19 protein-coding genes are annotated in these 22,099 nt (G+C 63.7%); 2 read left to right on the top strand and 17 right to left on the bottom strand.

Annotated features, from left to right (window positions below):
• Window positions 1–25: 25 nt before the first annotated feature.
• Genes F8R15_RS10960 through F8R15_RS10950 form a run of 3 tightly spaced genes read right to left on the bottom strand, consistent with a single transcriptional unit; the run spans window position 26 to window position 2,627 of the window.
• Window positions 26–1,351 carry a TRAP transporter large permease subunit gene (locus F8R15_RS10960; protein WP_152844597.1) on the bottom strand — a complete coding sequence of 442 codons (1,326 nt, stop codon included), beginning with the start codon at window positions 1,349–1,351 and terminating at the stop codon, window positions 26–28.
• Window positions 1,351–1,857, bottom strand: coding sequence for a TRAP transporter small permease subunit (locus F8R15_RS10955; RefSeq protein WP_078522175.1), 507 nt, complete (start codon window positions 1,855–1,857; stop codon window positions 1,351–1,353). The genes F8R15_RS10960 and F8R15_RS10955 overlap by 1 nt, the downstream gene beginning before the upstream one ends.
• Window positions 1,857–2,627, bottom strand: coding sequence for an N-formylglutamate amidohydrolase (locus tag F8R15_RS10950; protein WP_152844596.1), 771 nt, complete (start codon window positions 2,625–2,627; stop codon window positions 1,857–1,859). Before F8R15_RS10950 ends, F8R15_RS10955 begins: the two co-directional genes overlap by 1 nt.
• 146 nt (window positions 2,628–2,773) lie before the next feature.
• Between F8R15_RS10950 and F8R15_RS10945 the strand changes: the two genes are divergently transcribed.
• Together F8R15_RS10945 and F8R15_RS22100 are read left to right on the top strand one after the other, a co-directional pair.
• The gene (locus tag F8R15_RS10945; protein ID WP_078602509.1) at window positions 2,774–3,643 is read left to right on the top strand and encodes a MurR/RpiR family transcriptional regulator; all 870 of its coding nucleotides are present in this window, start codon (window positions 2,774–2,776) and stop codon (window positions 3,641–3,643) included.
• 194 nt (window positions 3,644–3,837) lie between these two features.
• Entirely contained in the window at window positions 3,838–3,966 is a 129-nt protein-coding gene (locus F8R15_RS22100) for a DUF6538 domain-containing protein (RefSeq protein ID WP_368731037.1), read from the top strand.
• A gap of 485 nt (window positions 3,967–4,451) precedes the next feature.
• On the opposite strand, the gene F8R15_RS10940 is transcribed toward F8R15_RS22100, so the two are convergent.
• From F8R15_RS10940 to F8R15_RS10875, 14 genes are all read right to left on the bottom strand, one after another.
• On the bottom strand, window positions 4,452–5,390 hold the full coding sequence (locus F8R15_RS10940; RefSeq protein WP_152844595.1) for a sugar kinase: 939 nt from the start codon (window positions 5,388–5,390) through the stop codon (window positions 4,452–4,454).
• Window positions 5,387–7,477: an FAD-binding protein gene (locus F8R15_RS10935; RefSeq protein ID WP_152844594.1), complete on the bottom strand. Its 2,091-nt coding sequence runs from the start codon at window positions 7,475–7,477 to the stop codon at window positions 5,387–5,389. Before F8R15_RS10935 ends, F8R15_RS10940 begins: the two co-directional genes overlap by 4 nt.
• 24 nt (window positions 7,478–7,501) lie before the next feature.
• Window positions 7,502–8,671, bottom strand: a complete 1,170-nt coding sequence (locus F8R15_RS10930; protein WP_152844593.1) for a Gfo/Idh/MocA family protein — start codon at window positions 8,669–8,671, stop codon at window positions 7,502–7,504.
• Window positions 8,672–8,764: 93 nt separating this feature from the next.
• Window positions 8,765–9,790 carry a LacI family DNA-binding transcriptional regulator gene (locus F8R15_RS10925; protein ID WP_152844592.1) on the bottom strand — a complete coding sequence of 342 codons (1,026 nt, stop codon included), beginning with the start codon at window positions 9,788–9,790 and terminating at the stop codon, window positions 8,765–8,767.
• 1 nt (window position 9,791) lies between these two features.
• Window positions 9,792–10,124 (bottom strand): Dabb family protein, encoded by a 333-nt coding sequence (locus F8R15_RS10920; RefSeq protein WP_152844591.1) that lies wholly within the window; start codon window positions 10,122–10,124, stop codon window positions 9,792–9,794.
• A gap of 1 nt (window position 10,125) precedes the next feature.
• Window positions 10,126–11,712 carry a GMC family oxidoreductase gene (locus F8R15_RS10915; protein WP_152844590.1) on the bottom strand — a complete coding sequence of 529 codons (1,587 nt, stop codon included), beginning with the start codon at window positions 11,710–11,712 and terminating at the stop codon, window positions 10,126–10,128.
• 43 nt (window positions 11,713–11,755) lie between these two features.
• Window positions 11,756–13,255 carry an FAD-dependent oxidoreductase gene (locus F8R15_RS10910; RefSeq protein ID WP_152844589.1) on the bottom strand — a complete coding sequence of 500 codons (1,500 nt, stop codon included), beginning with the start codon at window positions 13,253–13,255 and terminating at the stop codon, window positions 11,756–11,758.
• The gene (locus tag F8R15_RS10905; RefSeq protein WP_152844588.1) at window positions 13,252–14,364 is read right to left on the bottom strand and encodes an ABC transporter ATP-binding protein; all 1,113 of its coding nucleotides are present in this window, start codon (window positions 14,362–14,364) and stop codon (window positions 13,252–13,254) included. Before F8R15_RS10905 ends, F8R15_RS10910 begins: the two co-directional genes overlap by 4 nt.
• A 5-nt stretch (window positions 14,365–14,369) precedes the next feature.
• Window positions 14,370–15,254, bottom strand: a complete 885-nt coding sequence (locus F8R15_RS10900; protein ID WP_078541537.1) for a carbohydrate ABC transporter permease — start codon at window positions 15,252–15,254, stop codon at window positions 14,370–14,372.
• Window positions 15,254–16,147 (bottom strand): carbohydrate ABC transporter permease, encoded by an 894-nt coding sequence (locus F8R15_RS10895; RefSeq protein WP_078522163.1) that lies wholly within the window; start codon window positions 16,145–16,147, stop codon window positions 15,254–15,256. Before F8R15_RS10895 ends, F8R15_RS10900 begins: the two co-directional genes overlap by 1 nt.
• Before the next feature lie 74 nt (window positions 16,148–16,221).
• Window positions 16,222–17,472, bottom strand: a complete 1,251-nt coding sequence (locus tag F8R15_RS10890; RefSeq protein ID WP_152844587.1) for an ABC transporter substrate-binding protein — start codon at window positions 17,470–17,472, stop codon at window positions 16,222–16,224.
• A gap of 54 nt (window positions 17,473–17,526) precedes the next feature.
• Entirely contained in the window at window positions 17,527–19,053 is a 1,527-nt protein-coding gene (locus F8R15_RS10885; protein WP_152844586.1) for an aldehyde dehydrogenase family protein, read from the bottom strand.
• A gap of 2 nt (window positions 19,054–19,055) precedes the next feature.
• Entirely contained in the window at window positions 19,056–19,823 is a 768-nt protein-coding gene (locus F8R15_RS10880; RefSeq protein WP_152844585.1) for an enoyl-CoA hydratase/isomerase family protein, read from the bottom strand.
• Window positions 19,820–21,391 (bottom strand): acyl CoA:acetate/3-ketoacid CoA transferase, encoded by a 1,572-nt coding sequence (locus F8R15_RS10875; RefSeq protein WP_152844584.1) that lies wholly within the window; start codon window positions 21,389–21,391, stop codon window positions 19,820–19,822. The genes F8R15_RS10880 and F8R15_RS10875 overlap by 4 nt, the downstream gene beginning before the upstream one ends.
• Between the last annotated feature and the right edge of the window lie 708 nt (window positions 21,392–22,099).

Genomic DNA, 22,099 nt, shown 5'->3' with positions numbered 1-22,099 from the left:
TGATCCCGGTTTTTCCGGGTTATGGTTATCTTCCGAGCACCGCATGCGGCAGCCAGAGCGCCAGCTGCGGAAAGATCATTACGAGGATCAGCGTCAGGACCATCACGCCCACGAAGGGGATCACCGAGGCGTAGATCACCGGCAGGGTGAATTCCTTGGGCGCCATCGCCTTCATCAGGAACAGGTTATAGCCGAAGGGCGGCGTGAGATAGGCAACCTGACAGGTGATGGTATAAAGGACACCGTACCAGATCATGTCGAAGCCCAGATGCCGGGCGAGCGAGACATAGACCGGGGCCACGATCACCAGCATCGCCGTGTCGTCGAGAAACATCCCCATCACGAGGAAGCTCAGCTGCATCAGGATCAGGATCTGCCACGGGCCGAGGCCGAGGCTGTCGGTGAAGAAATCCTCGATCGCGCGGCCCGCGCCGAGACCGTCGAACACCGCCCCGAAGGAGAGCGCCGCGGTGATGATCAGCATGAACATCACGGTGATCTTGAGCGTGTTCTCGGTCGCGACCTGGAACACCTGCCAAGTGAAGCGCCGCTTGATCGCCGCCGCGAAGACAGCCGCCAGCGCGCCGATCACCGAGGCTTCGGTCAGGCTCGCCCAGCCCTTCAGGAAAGGCACCATCATCGCAACGAAGATGAAGACCGGCATCAGCCCCGCGCGCAGCAGGCGCAGCTTCTCGCGCATGGTGATCATGGCGCGCTCTTCCGCATCCATCGGCGGCGCGAGGTCCGGGTTCATTTTGCAGCGGATCACGATATAGGCGACGAAAAGCGTGGCCATCAGCAGCCCCGGCACCGCGCCTGCCAGCCAGAGTTCCGACACCGGCTGCCGCGCGATCAGCGAGAACAGCACCAGCACGACCGAGGGCGGGATCAGGATGCCCAAGGACGAGCCCGCCTGAATCACGCCCGAAATCATCAGCTTGTCGTAGTTCCGGCGCAGCAGTTCCGGCAGCGCGATCGTCGCCCCGATCGCCATGCCCGCGACCGACAGCCCGTTCATCACCGAGATCATCACCATCAGCATGATCGTCCCGATGGCGAGGCCCCCCGGTAATGGCCCGAACCAGACGTGGAACATGCGGTAGAGGTCTTCGGCCAGACGGCTCTCGGACATCACGTAGCCCATGTAGACGAACATCGGCAGCGTCAGCAGCGGCGTCCATTTCATCAGCTTCATGACCGAGCCGAAGCCCATCTGCGTGCCGCCCGGCCCCCAGAGCCAGAACGCCGCGACGACGGCGACGAAGCCGATGGCACCGAAGACGCGCTGACCGGTCAGCATCATCAGCAGCATCGTCGAGAACATCAAAAGGGCGATGGTGTTGTGATCCATCAGATTTCCTCTCCGCGAATAGTCGCGACATCGCGGATCAGAAGTGCCACGGCCTGCAGGAACAGAAGCGCGAAGCCCGTGGTGATGATGACCTTGATCGGCCACAGCACCGGGCGCCACGCGGTCGGGTTTCGCTCGTTATATTCGAAGGAATAGACCGTGGAATCGAAGGCCGAGTAGACCATGATCCCGAGGTAGAACATCAGTGCAAAAACGGTGAAGGCATCCCACCAGGCCTGCCCTTTCGGCGACCAGCGGGAATACAGCAGGTCCATCCGGACGTTGGTGTCGCCCTGCAGGGTCCACGGCGCGCCGAGCATGTAATAGGCGACCAGCGTGAACTGGGCCATCTCGAGCGTCCAGAGCGCGGGGATTTCGAAGATCTTCGTCAGCGATGAGAACAGCATAATCGCCATCATCACGTAGAGAAGGTACATCGCGACCTTGCCGAGCTTGCGGTTGAACCCGTCGATCAGGCGAACATAGGCGACACTCCAGCGTGGCATCAGGCGGCCTCCCCGTTATTTGCGGTGATCTGCGACAGCGCGGCTTGCAGCACCGGGGCAAGCGTCGCGGCCATCGCCTCTTGCGCGGTAGGATCGGCGATCAGATCGTTGCGCAGTTCCAGCATGACATTCCGCAGTCCCATCGGCGTGGCCTGCAGCGCCAGCGTATGACAGACGCCATCCGCGCCGGAGTAAGGTTCGTTAAGACGCGCATCGAGTTCGGTGACACGGCGGGCTTCCTCGAGAACCGCCTGCGCCAGGCTCGGATCGTCATCGTGGATCACGCCAAGCTCGACCTCGCGGGGCTTCCCGAACCAGATCGGCGTGAAGGAATGGACCGTCACCAGCGCCGTCGGCCGCCCGCGGGCCAACCGCTCGGCGATCAGACTGCGTAGGGCTGCGTGGAACGGCTCGTATAGCGCCTCGGTGCGCGCACTACGGTCGTCCGGCGAAAGCGCCGCATTACCGGGAATGTCGTGAATTTCGGAGGTCACAGGCATCGCACCCGGATGATGCGGCGGACGATTGAGATCGTAGATCAGCCGCGACTGGCGGGCGGCGACCAGCGGTGCCTGCAGTTTCGCAGCCAGACCGCGCGCAAGGCCCAGCGCGCCGGGATCCCAAGCGATATGCGCCTCGCGCTGCTCGGGGGTCAGACCCAGATCGCCCCAAGGCTCAGGAAAAACATTCGACGCATGTTCGCAGACCAGAACGACCTCACCCGGTCGATCCGCGCCTTCGATTTCCACCGCTACATGCGCGCTGTTCAAATCGGTCCCTCTCTGTTGAGCGGAGCGATTCTACGTCGCGTCCTAGGGTCAGGCTCGCCCCGCCAAGCCGCATCTGTCAAGAAAATTTCAGAGAAGAAAATTCTGTTACAATCATTTCTAACTTGATTCGCACGGGGGTGCCCGATTTGTCAGCAGCGACGCAAAGCATCGAAGACAGGCTCCGGACGGGCATCGAAGAGATGACCCGGACCGAGAAACAACTCGCCGGACATATCCTGCGCCACTATCCGATGGCGCTTCTGGGGTCGGTGGCGCAGCTGGCGCGGGCCGCCGAAGTCTCCTCTCCCACCGTGGTGCGATTGGCGCAGAAGATGGGCTATGGTGGCTATCCGGGGCTGCAGCAGGCGGTGCGCGACGAGTTGGAGGCGCAGCTTGTCTCGCCGCTGGTCAAACACGATCGCTGGGCGGGGGATGCGCCCGACACCCATATGATCAACCGCTTCGCCGATACGGTTCTGGGCAATCTGCAGGCGACGCTGAAGCAGATCGACCATGCCGAGTTCGACGCCGCTGCCGCGTTGATGGCCGATCCGAAACGCCGCATCTTCGCGACCGGGGGCCGGATCACCGGCCCGATCGCGGCTTATTTCGTGGCGCATATGAAGGTGATCCGCCCCGGCGTCGAACTGCTCGAGCCGCTCTCGAACAGCTGGCCGCCCGCGCTTCTCGAGATGCAGAAGGGCGACGTGCTCTTGGTTTTCGACATTCGCCGCTACGAATCGAGCGTGCTGCAACTGGTGGAAATGGCGGTCGAGCAGGGCGCGGAAGTCGTGCTGATCACCGACCCTTGGGTCTCGCCCGCCGCAACCCATGCGCGGTACCGCTTCTCGGCGCAGATCGAAGCGCCCTCGGCGTGGGATTCGACGGTCGCGATTCAGGTTCTGGTCGAAACGCTTATGGCCGCGATCCAGTCGCTGACCTGGGAAGAAACCTCGGCCCGCATGGCGCGGCTCGAAGCGCTTTACGACCGCGCGCGCTTTTTCCGTAGGAAATAAGGCCCAGCGCGCGTCCCTGCGCGAAAACGCTCAGCCCAGAAACGAAAAAGTCGTGCAACCCGGATGAGTTGCGCGACTTTTTGAGTAATGGTGCCCAGGAGATGCAGGCTCGAGGGAGAAAGCAATTTTTCTCTCGGGCGGTGGAAGTTCCCAGTTTCTTTGGAGAAGTCGCCCCACCCAACTGCGGGTAGAATTTGCGAGAACTGCACCCGGATGGGGCAACGGGCAAGGCCTACTACTTCCGCATGCGCGTCCCGAATGAGTTTACGGACGTCGAACCTCTTCGTGAAATTAACAGGTCTCTTAAAACGAAGGACTTCTAGAGGGCGAGGCACGCTGTGCGAACGTCAGGCTTGCTCTCTCCACCGAGTGGACGGCTCGTCGCGCCGGGCGTGCCGCAGACACACGAGCTATGTTCGACGCCTCGGTCGAAATACTGAAGGCCTGGGGCATGAGCTTCAGCCCGATGGAAGACCTGATTACGGGACCTCTCAGCGACCTCCATTCCCGAATCGAGGCCATCGCCAATGTGGATCCTCTGTCGCCCGCAGTCCCGGCAGCACGCGCAGCCATAGGCCCCCCGACATGTCTCTCTTTGAGATAGCCAAAAGCACGCCCATCCTGAAGGCGAATGAGATTCGCGCTAAGAACACACGTCAACGCTTACCTATTTTCGGATGCCAGAGTGGTTTGGCGTGGGTGGAAGACCCGCGCCCGAGACGGCAGCCTGACAGGTTTGAAGCGTCACGGCGCGGCGGAATGACGACCACTGCATAGGCATGAGGTCACGCGATGATCCGTAACCGCCTTATTCCAGCGACGCCGCGAGGGCGCGCGCTGCGTCCTTGCCCAGCCGCGCGCCCGGCTCGCCCAAGACCGCGCCGCCGACTGTCTGCCCCATGCCGATCGCATGTTCGACCGGATGCCCAAGAAGACGGGAGGCAAGATAGCCCGCATTGAACGCATCGCCCGCGCCGGTGGTATCGCGCAGCTCTGTCAGAACCGGGGTGTCGCACCGACCGGTGCGCCCCTCGGCAAGATACCAGACGGGTTGCGCACCGTCCTTCACGGCGATCTCCGCAACCCCCTGCCCGCTCAACCGCTCCAAGGTCTGCTTCGGCGTCGCATCGCCCCACAAGGCGGCCTCGTCGTCAAAACTCGGCAGCGCGATATCGGTATGGGAGAGCATGCGCAGACACGTGTCACGCGCCTCCTCCGGCGATTGCCAGAGCCGTGGCCGATAGTTCGGATCGAAGGAAATTCGCGCGCCATCGCTGCGCGCTCTGGCAATCGCATCGAACAGCGTCTCGCGCGCCTCCGGCGAGAGAATGGCAAGGGTGATGCCCGACACATGGACGAGATCCGCGCCGGACAAGGCGCGCCCGAGGGTATCGGGATCATCCGCGAGCCGACGCGCCGCAGAGAGCTGGCGCCAATAATGAAAACTGCGCTCCGCCCCCTCGAGCTCGATCATGTAGAGGCCCATCTCGCGCTCGGCATCGCGCTGAACGGTGGAGATGTCCAAGCCATCCGCCTCCATCTCGGCGAGGAAACGACCGGACAGCTTATCCTCGCCGATGCGCGTGACGAAGCCCGCCCGGGCACGCGACCCAAGCAATTGCGCCGCATGCCACAGCGTGTTGAACGTATCGCCCGCATAGCCGAGGCGGAACGTGCCGCCCTCGACCGGGGCGAGTTCCAGCATCGCCTCCCCGATGGCGACCATCTTCTTCAGGTTCTCACTCATTCGCGCAGGCCTTCCGCGTCGAGGTCAAAGATGCGACCGGTCAACCAATCGGGCCAGTCCCGCTCGAAGAACGCGCGTGCGCTCTCGTCGAAGCTGCGGTTTTCACGGCTGTCGATTTTCAAACCTTCCCCCTCCAGACGGACGAGGATTTGCGTCTGCTTGTCGATGTCGCGCTCCGTCTTGAAGCGGAACGCGCCCAGATCCGTGTCGCGCGCCATCGGGATCGCTTCGCCCTCGTCGGAACAGATCGCGCGCGCGCCGCGGCTGCCACCGCCTTGCGAGATATACTGGTCGAGCGCAGCAAGGACGGCCTCGGAGGCAAGCGCCATCTGCTGCCACTGGATCGCGCGACCGCCATCGCCCGCGCGCTCCGGGGCGATCCCGCCGCTCCGCAAGCTCCGGTTCAACTGGCGCGCCGCTGCAAGCGCTTCGGCCACGTCCGCGCCGTTGCAGATCATCCCGGCATGGTCGCTCATCCGGGCCTGAACTTCGTCGCGGACCGACTTCACGGAATGCGCGCTGTCCGTGTTCAACCGTGCAAGCAGATCCGTCACCGCCGCAGTGAGGGCCTCCGATCCGACAGCATCCGGCGCATGGGCCGTGCGGCTCGCGCCGATATGCTCGCCAACGCGGGTGCCGAAAACCTGACCGGCGTTCAGGGCCGATCCGCCCGGGCGCGTCACGCCATGCGTGCCCGCCGCCTCGCCCGCGGCATAGACACCGCGCAGGTTGGAACGTCCCCAGGGATCGACCGCGATCCCACCATTCATATGCTGGTTGTTCACCGCGAATTCGAGCGGCGCGGCGGCGATATCGACCTTGTAGCGACGGTACAGTTCGATCGCGAGCGGGTTCATGTGGCGCAGCCGGTCGATCGGCAACTCCTGATCCGCCCCGGCGGTGCCCAGATAGGTCCGCACATCCTCGTCGAGGCGGGCAAGATCGAAGGGCTGATCGCCGGGCACCGGCAGCGGGTTTCGATTGAAGTCCATGAAGACCCGGCGCCCCGCAGCGCTCTCGCGCCAGATCGCCAGATCGACGAGGCTCGACGCGAAGTCCAGCATCCGCGTCGCGTGGAACGGCCATTGATAGCCCTTGCGGAACACGTTGGAGGCCAACTCCTGCGTCGTCCGGTAATATTGCGCGAGGAAATGATGCTCGCGCCCTTCGGCATCGACCGAATAGATATGCGGCAGGGATTGCACGTAGGTCCCCGAAAGGTTCCACGGGAACCCCTCACGGCGCGTGCCAATGCCGAACTGGCTTTCGGTGAGGTTCACCAGTTCGATCCCCGCTTCGAGCGCGAGACCCAGCGTTCCGAAACAGCCATTGGGATAGACGCTGTCGCGATAAAGCTCGCCCGGCCCGCCCGCCGCCAGCACGACATTCGGCGCGGCAAACAGCACGAGACCATAGGGATTGGCCTCGCTGCGGTCGGATTTGCGGAACGCCAGCGCCCCGGTGACCCGGCGGCCATCGCCCTCCCCTTCGGTAAGCAGTTGCACGACCGTCGTGTGGTTGAAGATCGGCACGTGGAGCCGCAGCGCCTCTTCCGCCAGCACCTTGACCATCAGCCGCGAGGTTCGGGGGCCGCAGCTTGTCGCGCGGCCGGTCTCGTCATGGTCGGTCTTGTAGCGCAACGTCGCGCCGAACCGGTCCTGCGGGAGCGGCAGGCCGAGATATTGCAGCGAGGCCATCATGCGCGGCGAGCCGACCGCCTCGATATAGGCCGTGTCCTCGTCCATCGCGCCGCCAGCCCGGATCGCCCGCGCCATCGCCTGAAAATCGTCGCCGTGATCGGCGGTATTCGCGGTGTGCAGCGTCTGCTTGTCGGAGCCCGAGCAGGCGGAGGTCCCGCCCCAGGCGCTCTGGCTCGCGACGACAACCTCGCCGCCGCGCCGCTTGAGTTCGACGGCAGCGCGAAGGCCCGCCGCCCCGCTGCCGACAACGAGGCAGCCGGTGCGATAGACCGGCAGGGTGAGGCCCGCGATCTCGAGCATCTCCGGGACCGCCTCGTCGGCCCGCAGCCGTGGCATCTCGATATCGGTCAGGGCGTCGAGGATTTCCTGAGGGATTGCACTGTCCATGTCTTGGCTCCGTTTGCGGTCCGGTCAGCTTTGCGGAATGTCGACCCAGGCGCGTTGCCGGGACGAGCTCATGCAGGCGTCGACGATCTGGGTGATGTGATGGCCTGTCTCGAAGGTCGGCCACATCGCCTTGCCGGAGACGATGGAGCGGATGACCTCCGCCGCTTCGATGATCTTGGTCTCATTATAGCCGAGCGCGAAATTCGGCAGCGGCAGGAAGGCCGCGTAGGTCGGATGCTCCGGCCCGACATCGATCTCGCGGTAGCCGCGGCGCCCGATCGGATCGGCATTGGTGTAGAAGCGCAGCCGGTTCACCTCGTCGAACGTATAGGCGAGGCTGCCTTTCGTGCCGTAGATCTCGTAGGTCTGCATGAACTTGCGCCCGGTCGCGACACGGCTGAAATCCACGATCCCGTTCGCACCGTTCTCGAAGGTGCACAGAATCTGGCTCGCGTCGGGATTGGTGATATCGGCCCATTCCTCGCTGCCGGTCAGCTCCGCCGTCTCACCGAGCCCCAGCCCTTCGATCTTGGGGCGGCGCGGGGTGACGATGATGTTGTTGGCAATCAGAGACGAAACCCGCCCGACGAGGAATTCCATGAAGCTGAAGACGTGGCTGCCGGTATCCCCGACGATCCCGGTCGGCGCGAGCGACCCGTCGGCGCGCCACATGTAGGGCACCATCGGATCGCCATACATGTCGACATGCTGGCACCCTTTGAACATCGTGATCTCGCCGATCTCGCCCGCATCGATGATCTCCTTCGCAAGATCATGGACGGGGTTGCGCGGGAAGCCGTGGCCGACGCGGGTGATCAGGCCGCGCGCCTTCGCGATATCGGCAAGCTCGCGCGCCTCCTCGGCGGACTCGGCAAGGGGCTTTTCGCAAAAGACATGCTTGCCCGCTTCGAGCGCGGCTTTCGCGACCTCGTAATGCAGGTTGTCGGGCAGGCAGATATCCACGAGATCGACCTCGGGATCGGCGATCACCTCGCGCCAGTCCTGAACGATCCGCGCACCGGGTACCCGCGCGGCAAGTTCCTGCGCCCGCGCAGGATTACGATCGACGAGGGTGACGACGCGCGCCGTGCCACCTTCGGTGCCGAAGAAATGCGGAAAGGTCTCGTAGGCCATCGTATGGACTTTGCCCATCCACCCCGAAGCGCCGAGCACGGCAACGCGGATCTCTGTCATTTGAACACTCCTCTCCTGTTCGCGCCGGTGTCTCTCCGCGCGGTCTCGTCTTTGTTTCGTCCGAACGGGCGGGCCTCCCGTCTCCCTGTCGTCTCAGCCCGCGGGCGTCTCGCCACTCGATCCACGAATGGCCAGCGAGACCGGCGTGCGGATTTCCGGCGCCGGCACCTTGTCATTCTCGAGCCAGGCCAGGATCGTTTCGGCGACAAGCTTCCCGAAGCCGTCAATGTCGCAGCGCACCGAGCTGAGCGGCGGCCAGGAATGGGCCGCCTCCTCGATGTCATCGAAGCCCACGATGCGCAGATCGCGGCCGACATTGCGCCCGATCTCGGCGCAGCCGGAGATCATCCCGAGCGCGACCTGATCGTTGAAGCAGACCGCGGCATCGACCTCCGGATGATCCTTTGCCAACGCGTGCGCCGCTTCCCTGCCGAAAGCGCGGCTCGCGCTGCCGGTCAGAACATGGGGCTCGAGCCCGGCCATCTCGATCGCACTCAAATAGCCCGCCATACGTTCCTGCGTGACGGCCCGGCCTTCCAGTCCACCCACGAAAGCGATCCGCTTCGCGCCTTGTTCAAGGAGATGCTCGGTCGCGATGCGCGTCCCGTTCGGATAATCCGGCGCGGCGAAGGGGAAAAGCTCGGTCCGCATCTCGACTTTGCGCAGCACCTGCATCGCCGGAATGCCCGCCCGCTGAAGCGCCTCGAAGCTCAGCGCCTCGTCGCCATAGGCGGGCGACAGGATCATCGCGGAGACGCCGTGCTCGATCATCGCCTCGACCACCTGCGCCTGCAGTTGGGGGTCTTCGTCGGTATTGGCCACGACCGCCGCATAGCCACGGCTCGACAGCGCCATTTGGACGGATGTCGCGAATTCGGTGAAGAACGGGTTGCGAAGGTCGTTGATCACGAGACCGACGAGCCCGGCCCCGGCGCTGCGCAGATTGGCCGCCGCCCGGTTATAGACATAGCCGATCTCGGTCATCGCAGCCTGCACCTGCTCGCGCGTTTTCTGCTTCACCAGGGGGCTGTTCTGGATCACGAGGCTGACGGTCGATTTCGAGACCCCGGCCTTGCGGGCCACGTCGATGATCGTCGGTCTGCGGTCGCTCGGCGCCATGTCACGCCCCCTGCGGCTGAGCCGCGATCTCGAGATCGAAGACAAGGATGCCGTCGATCCCGCCTTGGGCGTTGTCGACGAGCTTCGCACCGAGCGCCCGGTGATCGGGATGTTCCTGATAGGCGGCGAGCGCCTCCCAGTCGCGGAAATCGACCGTGAAGCCGTGCATGTAGCCGCGCTCGATCTTCTCGGGGCTCTCGGAGCGGCCCGCGCAGATCGCGCCAAGCCCGTCCACCTTGCCCTCGATCGCGTGCAGCTCCTCCCAGAGCGGCGCGATCTCTTCCTCGCTCAGCTCGGGTTTGAATTTGACGAGAACGATGTGGCGCACTGTCATGTCAGCCTCCATGTGCCGCGCGGATCATATCGGCGGCTTTCTCGCCGATCATGATCGCCGCGGCGTTGGTGTTGGACGAGATCACGCGCGGCATGATCGAGTTATCGACGACGCGCAGCCCCTCGATCCCGTTGAACCGCAATGTCGGGTCTACGACAGCTCCCGGATCGGCGCCCATGCGACATGTCCCCGCGCAGTGATGCGACGTTTTCGAATGGGTGCAGATGAAATCGAAGTAATCCTCATCGGTTCGGACATCGGGCCCCGGAAGGCGCTCGGCGAGGATATATTTGCGCAAGGGAGATTGCGACAGGATTTCCTGCGTCAGCTTCAGCCCCCGGATCGACATTTCGCGATCGAGCGGGTCCTGCAGGTAATTCGGATCGATCAACGGTGCCTTCGCCGGATCGTCGCTTTGCAGACGGACGCTGCCGCGCGAGCGCGGGCGCAGGTAACAGGAATTGAGCGTGATACCGCCCTGCGGCATCGAGACGACGCCGTGTTCGATGCCGGTCCCGAGCCCGAGGTGGAACTGCAGATCCGGGGACCGCGCCTCGGGATCGGCATACCAGAAGCCGCCGGTTTCGAACAAAGACGACGCCACCGGCCCCTTGCGTCCGAACAGATATTGCAGCCCCGCCAGCGCCGCCCAATGCGGCTTCGCATAACGGTCGTAGCTATAGGGGCCCGACAGTTCGCTGATGCAATAAAGGTCGAGGTGGTCTTGCAGATTGGACCCCACTTCCGGCTGGTCGAAGACGACATCGATCCCGAGCGAGGCCAGCTCGTCCGCCGGCCCGATGCCCGACAGCTGCAAGAGCCGCGGCGAGCCGATCGCCCCCGAACAGAGCAGCACTTCGCTTTCCGCCCGCAGGCGCGTGCCATCGACAAGCTCGACCCCGGTCGCGCGGCCATTCTCGACCACGATCCGGCGCACCTGCGCGCCCAACTTCACCGTGAGGTTCTCGCGGTGACGATTGGGCGCGACATAGGCCATCGCAGCCGAGGAGCGGCGCACATTTCGCTGGGTCAGCTGGTAATAGGCGACCCCGTCCTGCTTCTCGCCGTTCACGTCGTAATTGCGCGGAATGCCAAGCTCGGCGGCCGCTTCGAAATAGGCCTCGCAGACCGGCAGGGGCGCGCGCGGATCGCTCACGCCGAGCGGGCCGCCCTTCCCGTGATACCGGTTCTCGAGGCTCGCGTTATCCTCGGCCTTGCGGAAATAGGGCAGCACGTCCTCATAGCCCCAGCCGGTGCATCCCATCTGACGCCATTCGTCGTAATCGCGCGCATTGCCACGGGTATAGACCTGCGCGTTGATCGCGGAGCCGCCGCCGATCACCTTGGCCTGAGTGTAGCGAAAGACCTTGTTCTGCATGTGGCGCTGCGGAACCGTTTCCCAGCCCCAGCTGCCGATGCCCTTGGTCATCTTCGCGAAGCCCGCGGGCAGGTGATAGAACGGGTGGCGATCGCTGCCGCCCGCCTCGAGCAGCAACACGTCAGCCGACGGGTCCTCGGAGAGACGCCCGGCCAGCACCGAGCCCGCCGAACCGCCGCCGATAATGATGAAATCGTAAGTCGTCTTCATGCTGGCCTCCTTTGGCCAAGTCTCTCGCCGCAGCCCGGGTGGCTCAGGCGGCAAGCTCTGTCTGTGCGAGATGCTCGGCGGCGCGCAGGGCGAGCGCCGCGACGGTAAGGGCGGGGTTCACGGCAGCCGAAGTCGGCAGGACGGACGCATCGGCGATGAACAGGTTCGGGTGATCGTGGCTGCGGCAGAACGTGTCGACGACGCTCGACGCCGGATCGTTACCCATCCGCGCCGTCCCGCACTGATGCGACGGGGTCTGCCGGTCGAACGGCCGCGCGAGCACGATCGGGTAGCCCGCAGCGCGCAGCTTTCTGCGCAGCATGGCAACGAGTTCGAGATGGGTTTCCCAGTTGGACCGCTTCCAGTCGAGCCGGATCTTGCCGTTCTTGAGGGTCACGCGACTCTCGGGATTGGGAAGGTCCTCGGACATCGCGTAGAGATCGACCGAACGGTTGGCGATCCAGCTTGCCACCGGTCGCGGCAGCGGCGAGGCCGAGGCGAGGATCGGACCGGAGATTTTGCCGAGCAGTTGGATATTGCCCAGCGGCGCGCCGTTCGCCCCGCCCGACAGGTAGAAATCGTTGATCGCCAGTGTCTTCTGGTAAATCGCCCGGTTCCGGCGCAGCGGGTGCAGCGCCAGAACGGCCGAGCAATTGTGGTTCATGAAATTGCGCCCGACCTGATCGGAGCCGTTCGCCAGCCCGGTCGGATGGCGCTCATTCGCAGAAGCCAGCAAGAGGGCCGCGCTTTGCACCGCGCCGGCGGCGAGCACCACGACCGGCGCCGTGAGCGTCCGGACCTGCCCGTCTTTTTCGACCTCGACCCCGCTGATGCGGTTCTCGGCATCAACGATCAGACGCTGCGCCCGCGTGCCCGTCATCAACTCCACATTCGGGGATTTCAGCGCCGTCGCCAGACCGACGCTTTCCGCATCCATCTTGCCGCCGCAGGTATCGGGGAACGCATCCCAAGGCGTCTGCCCATGCGCGAGCCAACGGTCGATATCGACCCCGAGCGGCAGGGAGGACGGGTGGAGCCCGACCGATTTCAGCCGCCGCCGAAGGGCTACGATATCGGGTTCGTCCGGGACCGGCGCATGGGCGTAGGGGCCGGAATGGCGCGGCTCCGTCGGGTCCTCTCCAAGCTGACCGCGCACCTGATAGAGCGCCTCGGCCTTCTGGTAGAAGGGCTCGATCTCGTCATAGGCGATCGGCCAACCCGGCGTGGTGCCACCCTGATGCGCGACAGGCGAGAAATCCGCCTTGCGGTAGCGCATCAGAACGGCGCCGTAGAATTTCGAATTGCCGCCGACATTGTAGTAGTTGCCGGGGTTGAACGGCACGTCATCGCCATCGAGCCAGGTTTCCTCGGGCCGGTAATGACCGCGCGCGAAGATCGCGTCCGGGTCGCGCGCGTCCGGCGTGTCGGGCAGGCGTTCGCCACGCTCGAGCACCAGCACGCGCCGCCCCGTCCGGGCCAGTGCCGCCGCCGTGGTGGCACCGCCCATGCCCGAGCCGATGATGATGACGTCGGCATCGCTCATGGCTGGATGCGCTCCTCCGTCTTGGGATCGAAGGCCACCGCCTTGTCCATGTTGACGGCGAAATCGAAGACCTCGCCCGCCCGCACGGTCACATCGGCCCGCATCCGGGCGATGGCGTCACGCCCGCCCAGCGTCATCGTCACGAACGTGTCCGACCCTGCGGGTTCGGTGACGCCGATATGGTTGCGCAGCGACGCGATATGGTCGGCGTTGCGATCGGCCCCCTCCGGATCGGTGATCGTCTCCGGCCGGATCCCGAGAAGGATTTCGCGCCCGTCCCACGCGGCGAGATTGGGCTGCGGGAAGCGGAGCAGTTGCTCCACCCCGTCATGGCCCGTCACCGCCGCATGGGGCGCACCGTCCTTCACCACGATCCGCGACGGGAACACGTTCATCGCGGGGCTGCCCATGAAGGTCGCCACGAAAACATTCGACGGCGTGTCGTAGATTTCCTTCGGCGTACCGAGCTGCTGCACATAGCCCTTGTTCATCACCGCGATCCGGGTCGAGAGCGTCATCGCCTCGATCTGGTCGTGGGTGACGTAGACGATGGTGGTGCCAAGGCTCTGGTGCAGCTTCTTGATCTCGGTGCGCATGTCGACGCGCAGTTTCGCGTCGAGGTTCGACAGCGGCTCGTCGAACAGGAACACATCCGGGTCGCGCACCAGCGCACGGCCCATCGCGACGCGCTGACGCTGACCGCCCGAAAGCTGCCCCGGTTTGCGCGAGAGCAGATTGTCGATCTGCAGCATCTCCGCCACCCGGTTCATCGCGTCCTCGCGTTCGGGCTTGGGCGTGCCATGCATCTCGAGACCGAAAGTGATGTTCTGGCCGACGGTCATGTTAGGATAGAGCGCGTAGGACTGGAACACCATCGCGATGTTGCGCTTCGACGGGTGCACACCGTTCATGGTGCGCCCTTTGATCGAAATCTCGCCGGAGGTGATCCCTTCCAGCCCCGCGATCATGCTCAAGAGCGTGGACTTGCCGCAGCCGGACGGGCCGACCAGCACGAGGAATTCACCTTCATCGACCGAGATGTCGACGCTGTGTAGCACTTCGACCGCGCCGTAGGACTTGGTGACGTTTGAAATATCGAGGAGACCCATTGGCATTACCCCTTGACTGAGCCCGCCATCAGGCCGCGCACGAAGAAGCGCCCCGAGACGATGTAGACGATGAGAGTGGGCAGCGCCGCAAGGATCGCACCCGCGAAGTGAACGTTGTAGGCCTTCACGCCGGTCGAGCTTTGAACGAGGTTGTTCAAGGCGACGGTCATCGGCTGGCTGGCCTGCCCGGCGAAGGACGACCCGAACAGGAAGTCGTTCCAGATATTGGTGAACTGCCAGATGATCGTGACCACGATGATCGGCCCCGACAGTGGCAGAAGGATGCGGTAGAAGATCCGGAAGAACCCGGCCCCGTCGATCTGCGCCGCGCGCACCAGCTCGGTCGGGAAGGCCGAGTAGTAGTTGCGGAAATAAAGCGTCGTGAAGCCGAGCCCGTAGACGACGTGGACGAGGATCAGCCCCGGCACCGAGCCTGCGAGCCCGATCATGCCCAGCACCCGCGCCATCGGGATCAGCACGATCTGGAACGGAATGAAGCACGAAAACAGCAGCATCCCGAAAAGGATCGTGTCGCCGCGGAACCGCCACTTGGTCAGAACGTAGCCGTTGAGCGCGCCCATGATGGTCGAGATCGCCACCGCCGGAACCACGATCAGGATCGAGTTGATGAAGTAAGGGCGCAGGCCGGTCGGCTGAACGCCGATCTGGGCCGAGGACCAGGCTTCGCGCCAGGGCTCGAAGGTCCAGACATCGGGCAGCGCCATCATGTTGCCGCCCGTGATCTCGCTCAGAGGTTTGACCGAGTTGATCAGCATCACCGCAAGCGGCAGCAGGTAGAACAGCGCGAACAGCAGCAGGAAAAGATAGATGAAGGTGCGGGTCACGCGATTTGTGCGGATCGCGACCCCGGTATCGACGGCGCCGGACATTACTTCGGCTCCTTCAGTTCAGCGTAGAGATAGGGGATCATGATCGCGGCGATGGTCATCAGCATGATAACCGCCGACGCTGCGCCCACGCCCATCTCGTTGCGGGTGAAAGTGTAGGAATACATGAAGGTCGCAGGCAGTTCGGTTGCCCGGCCCGGGCCGCCACCGGTCAGCGCGATGACGAGGTCATAGGATTTGACCGCGAGGTGCGCGAGGATGACGAAGGCCGACAGGAAGGCGGGCCGAAGCTGCGGAATGATGATGCGGCGATAGAGGTTCCAGTTCGAGGCGCCATCCATCTGTGCCGCTTTCAGGATTTCGTTATCGATGCCGCGCAGCCCGGCGAGGAACATCGCCATGACGAAACCCGAGCTTTGCCAGACCGCGGCGATCACCACCGTGTAGATCGCCATGGACGAGCTCTTGATCCAGCCGAAATGGAAGCTCTCCCATCCCCAGAGATGAAGGGTATGTTCGATCCCGATGCCCGGATCGAGAAGCCATTTCCACGCCGTGCCCGTCACGATAAACGACAGCGCCATCGGATAGAGGAAGATCGGGCGCAACATCCCCTCGCCGCGGATTTTCTGATCCAGAAAGATCGCGAGGGTGAGCCCGATCGCGATACAGATCGCGATGTAGAGCGAGGCGAAGATCGCAAGGTTCTGAACCGCGATCGTCCAGGTCGGCAATTGGAAAAGCCGCCAGTAATTGTGCCAGCCGACAAGGTCGAAGCTCGGCAGGATCCGGCTGTTTGTGAACGACAGGTACCCGGTGAACACGATGAAGCCGTAGACGAAGATCAACATGGACGCGACAGAGGGCGCGAGGACGATCTTGGGAATCCATTCCTGAAGCCGGGTACGCAAGTCTGACTGGACCGGACGGGCCATTGCTCTCTCCTTTGGGGAAATGAGACGGATGGGTGGGGATACGGGCCGGTCAGATCGACCGGCCCGAGGGCCTGTTACTGAGCCAGCGACACGGCCTTGACGAGTTCCTTGGCGGCGGTCTCGGCGTCATAGTCGCCGTTGAAATTCGCCGTCACCACATCATAGATCGCGTTCTTCACCGAAGCCGGGTCAGCATGGCCATGCGCCATGGAACCCAGCAGCGTGCCGTTCTCGCTCGCCGATTTCAGCTGAGCCATCGCCTTCTTGCCGCAGGCGTCGAACTCTTCGTCCGACACGTCCGTGCGCGAGGGAACAGAGCCTTTCACCGTGTTGAAGGCGATCTGGAACGAGGGCGACATCACGGCTTTCGCCATCGCGTCCTGCGCGGCCTGCGCATCCTCGCCGACCTTGAACATCGCGAACTGGTCGGAGTTGAAGGTCACATCGCCTGCGGTCCCCGGGGTGCGGAAGCAGCCGAAATCGACCTCGGCTTCTTTGCCGGCCCGCAGGAATTCACCCTTGGCCCAGTCGCCCATCATCTGGAACGCGGCTTCGCCATTGATGACCATCGCGGTCGCGAGGTTCCAGTCGCGGCCCGAGAAGTTCGGGTCGACGAAGCTGTGAAGCTGCTCCATACGCTTGAAGGATTCGACCATCTGCGGACCGCCGAGCGCGTCGGGATCGAGATCGACGAAGGCCTTCTTGTAGAACTCGGGGCCACCGACCGACAGCACGACGCCATCGAACATCGTGGCTTCCTGCCAGGGCTGGCCGCCCGCGGCGAGCGCGATCTTCCCGGAATCCTTCACCTTCTGCATCGCGGCGATGAACTCGTCCCAGGTCTTCGGCTCTTCGATGCCGAGATCGGCGAGCATCTTCTTGTTCGACCAGACCCAGTTGGTCGAGTGCACGTTCACCGGAACCGCGACCCAATGGCCGTCATATTTCGAGAACTTCTGCAGCGCCGCAGGCACCACGGCATCCCAGTTGCCATCGGCCGCGACCTTGTCGAGATCGGCCAGCGCACCTTGCTGCGCCCAGTCCGAGATGTCGAAGCCGAGCATCTGAACCGCGGTCGGCGGATCACCCGAGGTGACACGCGCACGCAGCACGGTCATCGCACTTTGGCCACCGCCACCTGCGACGGGCATATCCTTCCAGCCGATGCCTTCTTTCTGCAGATCGTCCTTGAGAACGTTGAGCGCGGCTGCTTCGCCGCCCGAAGTCCACCAGTGAAGGACCTCCACATCCTCCGCCTGTGCCGACCCTGCCACGAGCGCCAGAACGCTCGCCATTTTCAGTGTCCGTCCGATGTAACTACGCATGATTTTCCTCCCTCTTGCGTTGTCGTCACACTCCCTCCCGTGCGACCGATCAGGTCATTCGGGTCTCACCCAAGGCTCTCGCGTGCGACCGATGCGCATCACGAGCGTCTTGATCTCGAAGAACTCCTCCAGGCCATAGCGTCCGATCTCTCTCCCTTGACCGGACTGCTTGACCCCACCGAAGCTCAATTCCGGGAAGCCGTCCATCCAGGTATTCGTCCAGACGGTCCCAGCCTGCGCCCGCGTCGAGAACTCGAGGCAGGTGTGGACGTTCTCGCTCCAAACGCCCGCAGACAAACCGTAGCTTGCATCATTCGTTAGCGCTACCGCTTCGTCCATCGTGCGGAAGGTCAGAACCGAGAGCACCGGACCGAAGACCTCCTCGCGGGCGATCGCCATCTCGGGCGAGACGCCGCGCACGACGGTGGGTTGATAGAATTGCCCCTCGAGGCCCGGCACGGTCATCGGCCCGCCACCCAGCGCAATCTCGGCGCCTTCGGTGACGGCCGCGCGAACGTAGTCGTCGATCTTGCCCTGATGCTGGACGGAAATGATCGCCCCGACCTGCGTGCGCGGATCGAGCGGGTCGCCGAAAGCCACGCGCTTCGACAGTTCCACCACGCGCTCGACCACCTCATCCACGATATCTTCATGGACGATGATCCGGCTGCTCGAGTTGCAGCATTGCCCGGTGTTGAAATAGACGCCGAAGGTAATCGCATCGGCTGCGCTCTCGATATCGGCATCGGAGAACACGACTTGCGGGTTCTTCCCGCCAAGCTCCAGCGCGACCTTCTTCAACGTGCTCGACGCGGCCGCCGAGATCGCCTTGCCGACCACGGTCGAGCCGGTGAAGGTCACCATATCCACGGCCTCATGCGTCGTCATCACGCTGCCTACGGAAGCTCCATAGCCCAGAACGATATTCACGACGCCCGCGGGCATCCCCGCCTCGAACAACAGCTCCCCGAGCATCACCGTCGTCGATGGCGTCAGCTCGGACGGCTTGATGACCGTGGTGCAGCCGGCGGCAAGCGCGAAGGGCAGCTTCTGGCTCAGGATCCAGAACGGGAAATTCCAGGGCGTGATCATCGAGACGACGCCGATCGGGTCTTTCACGACGACGCCGAGCATGTCCGGCCCCAACGTATTGTGGCTGTCCCCATGCATGGTGCGCGCCAGCGAGGCCGCATAGCGCCACAGGTCCGCAGCGCCCGACACTTCGGCCCGCGACTGCGAGATCGGCTTGCCGCTTTCGAGCGTCTCCAGCAGCGCCATGCGCTCGACATTGCCCTCGATCAGATCGGCGACGCGCAGCAGGATCGTGGCGCGCTCCTTGCCCGAGACCCGGCTCCAGATGCCACTGTCGAACGCCTCGCGCGCCGCAACGATCGCGGCTTCCGCATCGGCTTCGGCGCCCAGCGCGGCGCGGCTCACGAGGCAGCCATGCGCCGGGGACATCCGATCGTAAGTCTCGCCAGAGGCACTGTCGCGCCACTCGCCTGCGATCAGGTGACGACAGATGAAGGGCTCGGCGGGGATCGCCGCATCGACGGCGGAGATCAGGTTCAGCTCGGTCATGTTCAAAGTCCCGAAAAATTAGGTTTGCGTTTCTCGCGGAAAGCCGTGACCCCTTCGGCGCGATCTTCGCTGGCCGAAATGGCGGCACTTCCGAGCGCCTCAGCCATGGCGCCGCGATCTTCACCCGCCGCGACATGGATCATTGATTTCGTGATTTCGACGGCGCGGGGCGACAGCCCGAGCGCACGGTCGATCAGGGTCTGCGCTGCCACGCGCGGGTCGTCGGAGATCGCGGCCACGAAGCCGACCGCCAAAGCCCGCTCGGCTTTCACCCGGTGACCGAAAAGCGCCATCTCCTTCACCATCGGTTCGGGCAGCAGACGCATCAGCCGCTGCGTGCCCGACCAACCGGGAACGATCCCGACGCCAGCTTCCGGGAGGGCAAGGCTGGCGCCGGGTGCCATGACCCGAAGGTCGCAGGCTGCGGCAAGTTCGAGACCGCCCCCGAAGGCGTGCCCGTTCAGCGCCGCAATCGTCGGCTTCGAGAGGCGCGCGAGCCGGTCGAAGATCCGGTGTCCGTCCCGGACCCAATGCCGCGCGAACTGGGCCGGGCTCAGATCGCCCCAACCGTTGATATCCGCCCCGGTGCAGAAGGCTCGGTCGCCTTCGGCGCTCACCAGCACGCAACGGATATCTGTGTCGCGTTCGATCCGGTCGAGATGCGCCTCGAGCGCGCTCAGCATCTCGACCGTCAGGGCGTTCATCTTCGCCGGGTTGTCGAGGCGCAGCTCTGCCACCGCGCCGTCGATGATCAGGTGAATATCGCTCATGGCGTCCACCCCATCGGGGCATCGGCGAGAAGCTTCGTGGACATGGTGACGGCATTCTCCGCCACACGCACCCGCCCCTCGGAGGCGCCGACGATATCCCGCTCGGGATCGATCCCCGGCATGATTTCGGTCGCGATAAGCCCCTTGTCATCGAGCCGCATCACGCAGCGCTCGGTGATATAGAGCACTTCCTGCCCCTGCTCGCGCGCACGCTCCCCGGAGAAGGTGACATGCTCGACCCGGTCCACCATCTTGGTGAACTTGCCCGGCGCACGGACGCGGATGCCGGTGTCATCCATCTCCATCTGCGCCCCGGCTTCGAACCAGCCCGAGAAGACGATCTTGCGCGCATGTGCGGTGATATCGACGAAGCCGCCGCATCCAGCGGTCAAGTAGGGTTTCTTGCCGAGCTTGGAGACATTCACATTCCCCTCCACATCGACTTCGAGGAAGGACAGGAAGGACATGTCGAACCCGGCGCCCTGGAAATAGATGAATTGCTGCGGCGAGGGCACGTAGCCATCGGCGTTCGATGCGCAGCCGAAGGCGAAGCCGGTCAGGGGCATACCGCCCACCGCGCCTTGTTCGATCGCCCAGGTGACCGCGTCGGGATGGCCTTCCTCGAGCAGGATGCGCGGCACCATCGCCGAAATCCCAAAGCCGAGATTGGCCGTCATGCCTCCGCGCAGCTCCATTGCCGCACGCCGTGCGATCACCTTCTCGATGCCGTGCTCGGCCAGTTCGAAGCTCGACCACGGACGCATTACCTGCCCCGAGATCGCCGGATCGTAGGGAGTCTCGCAGGTCTGCTTCTGATCCTCGTCCACGACCACGTAATCCACGAGATGGCCCGGCACGCGCACGTCATGCGGACGCAGGGAGCCCGCCGCAGTGACTCGCTCCACCTGCGCGATCACCAGCCCGCCATTGTTGCGCACCGCAATCGCCTGCTCGAGCCCGCCGAGATAGGCGCCCTCGTGCTCATAGGTCAGATTGCCGCGCTCATCGGCGGTGGTCGCGCGCAGGATGCAGACATCGGGGTAAATATTCGGAAAATGGAGCCAGGTGTCGCCATCGAATTCCACGCGGCGCACGATGGGCGCGCTTGCTGCGCGATCGTTCATCGCACAGCCCTCGCGCTCGGGATCGACGAAGGTCTTCAGGCCGACCTTGGTCATCACCCCCGGACGCCGCGCGGCCGCTTCGCGATGCATGTCGAACAGGATGCCGGAGGGCACGTTATAGGCAGTCACCCGATCCTCGACGACCATCTTCCAGATTTCCGGCATCGGCAGGCTGGAAGGACCCGACGGATAGGACCCGGCCAGAACCGCGTCGAGCAGACCATCCTTGGCGATGTGGTCGATGCCCTTCACACCGTACATGTCCCCCGCGGCGATCGGATGGATCATGGTCAGGTTCTGCGGATGTTGCTCCTGATCGAAGCGCTCGCCGATCGCCTTGAGCACGGAATCGGGGCAGCCCAACGCCGAAGACGAGGACACCGTGATGATAGCGCCATCCGCGATTTTCCCCACTGCTTCCGATGCACTGACGATCGTGCCCATAGTTCGCTTCTCCCAATCCAAATTGCCGACCCCAGACAAGATTTCAGTCGACGCGCCCCAAAAAGACTCAGCAAATAGGAACGTTCCAAATACGTATAGGAACGTTCCAAATTTGTGTCAAACGTTTTTAGCTGAGCGAATTCATTCGATAGGACATGGAAACGAGACGATCGCGCGAAGAGGCCCCTTCTTGCCGTGCTAAGGAGGTCGACGCCCCGCGCAGAGCCTTGACGATGAGGAGCAACTGTCAACGGCGGGGTAAAATCCTGCCATTGGGCGGCGCAAAAACCGGCGACTTCGGGGTATGGGCGCGACGCGCACTATGAGACAGCGACCGGTCAACCGCGCTCCCCAGGTAGCGGGCAGTTGACTGGCCGCCTTGGCCCGTGAAGGCCAAGCCTTCATCGGCTGGATCAGGCGGCGTCGGTGGACTTGCGTGCGCGGCTTTAGGCGAGCCGGAAATCGCGCTGAAGAGATGGCGAGCTAATGCTCATCTGGGCGCGCCACCAAATCCTTTCCGCATTTGCTCCACTGAACCGGAACCGGTGCGCCCGAATCTTATCGTTACGCCTCAGGGTCGAGCCTCACGAACGATATTCATAACCCGCCTCATGAAATTCACATGCGGGACAGTTTTTGAGGCAAGATCAGGCCCAAAACAGAGAAAAGCTCGGAAAACCGAAGTTTTCCGAGCTTTTCGCTTGGTTT

Origin of the sequence: Thioclava sp. JE_KL1 (assembly GCF_009296265.1) — a bacterium.
Taxonomy (GTDB): Bacteria; Pseudomonadota; Alphaproteobacteria; order Rhodobacterales; family Rhodobacteraceae; genus Thioclava.
The sequence above is the reverse complement of the archived record's forward strand: the minus strand, read 5'-3'. Positions and strand labels throughout refer to the sequence as shown.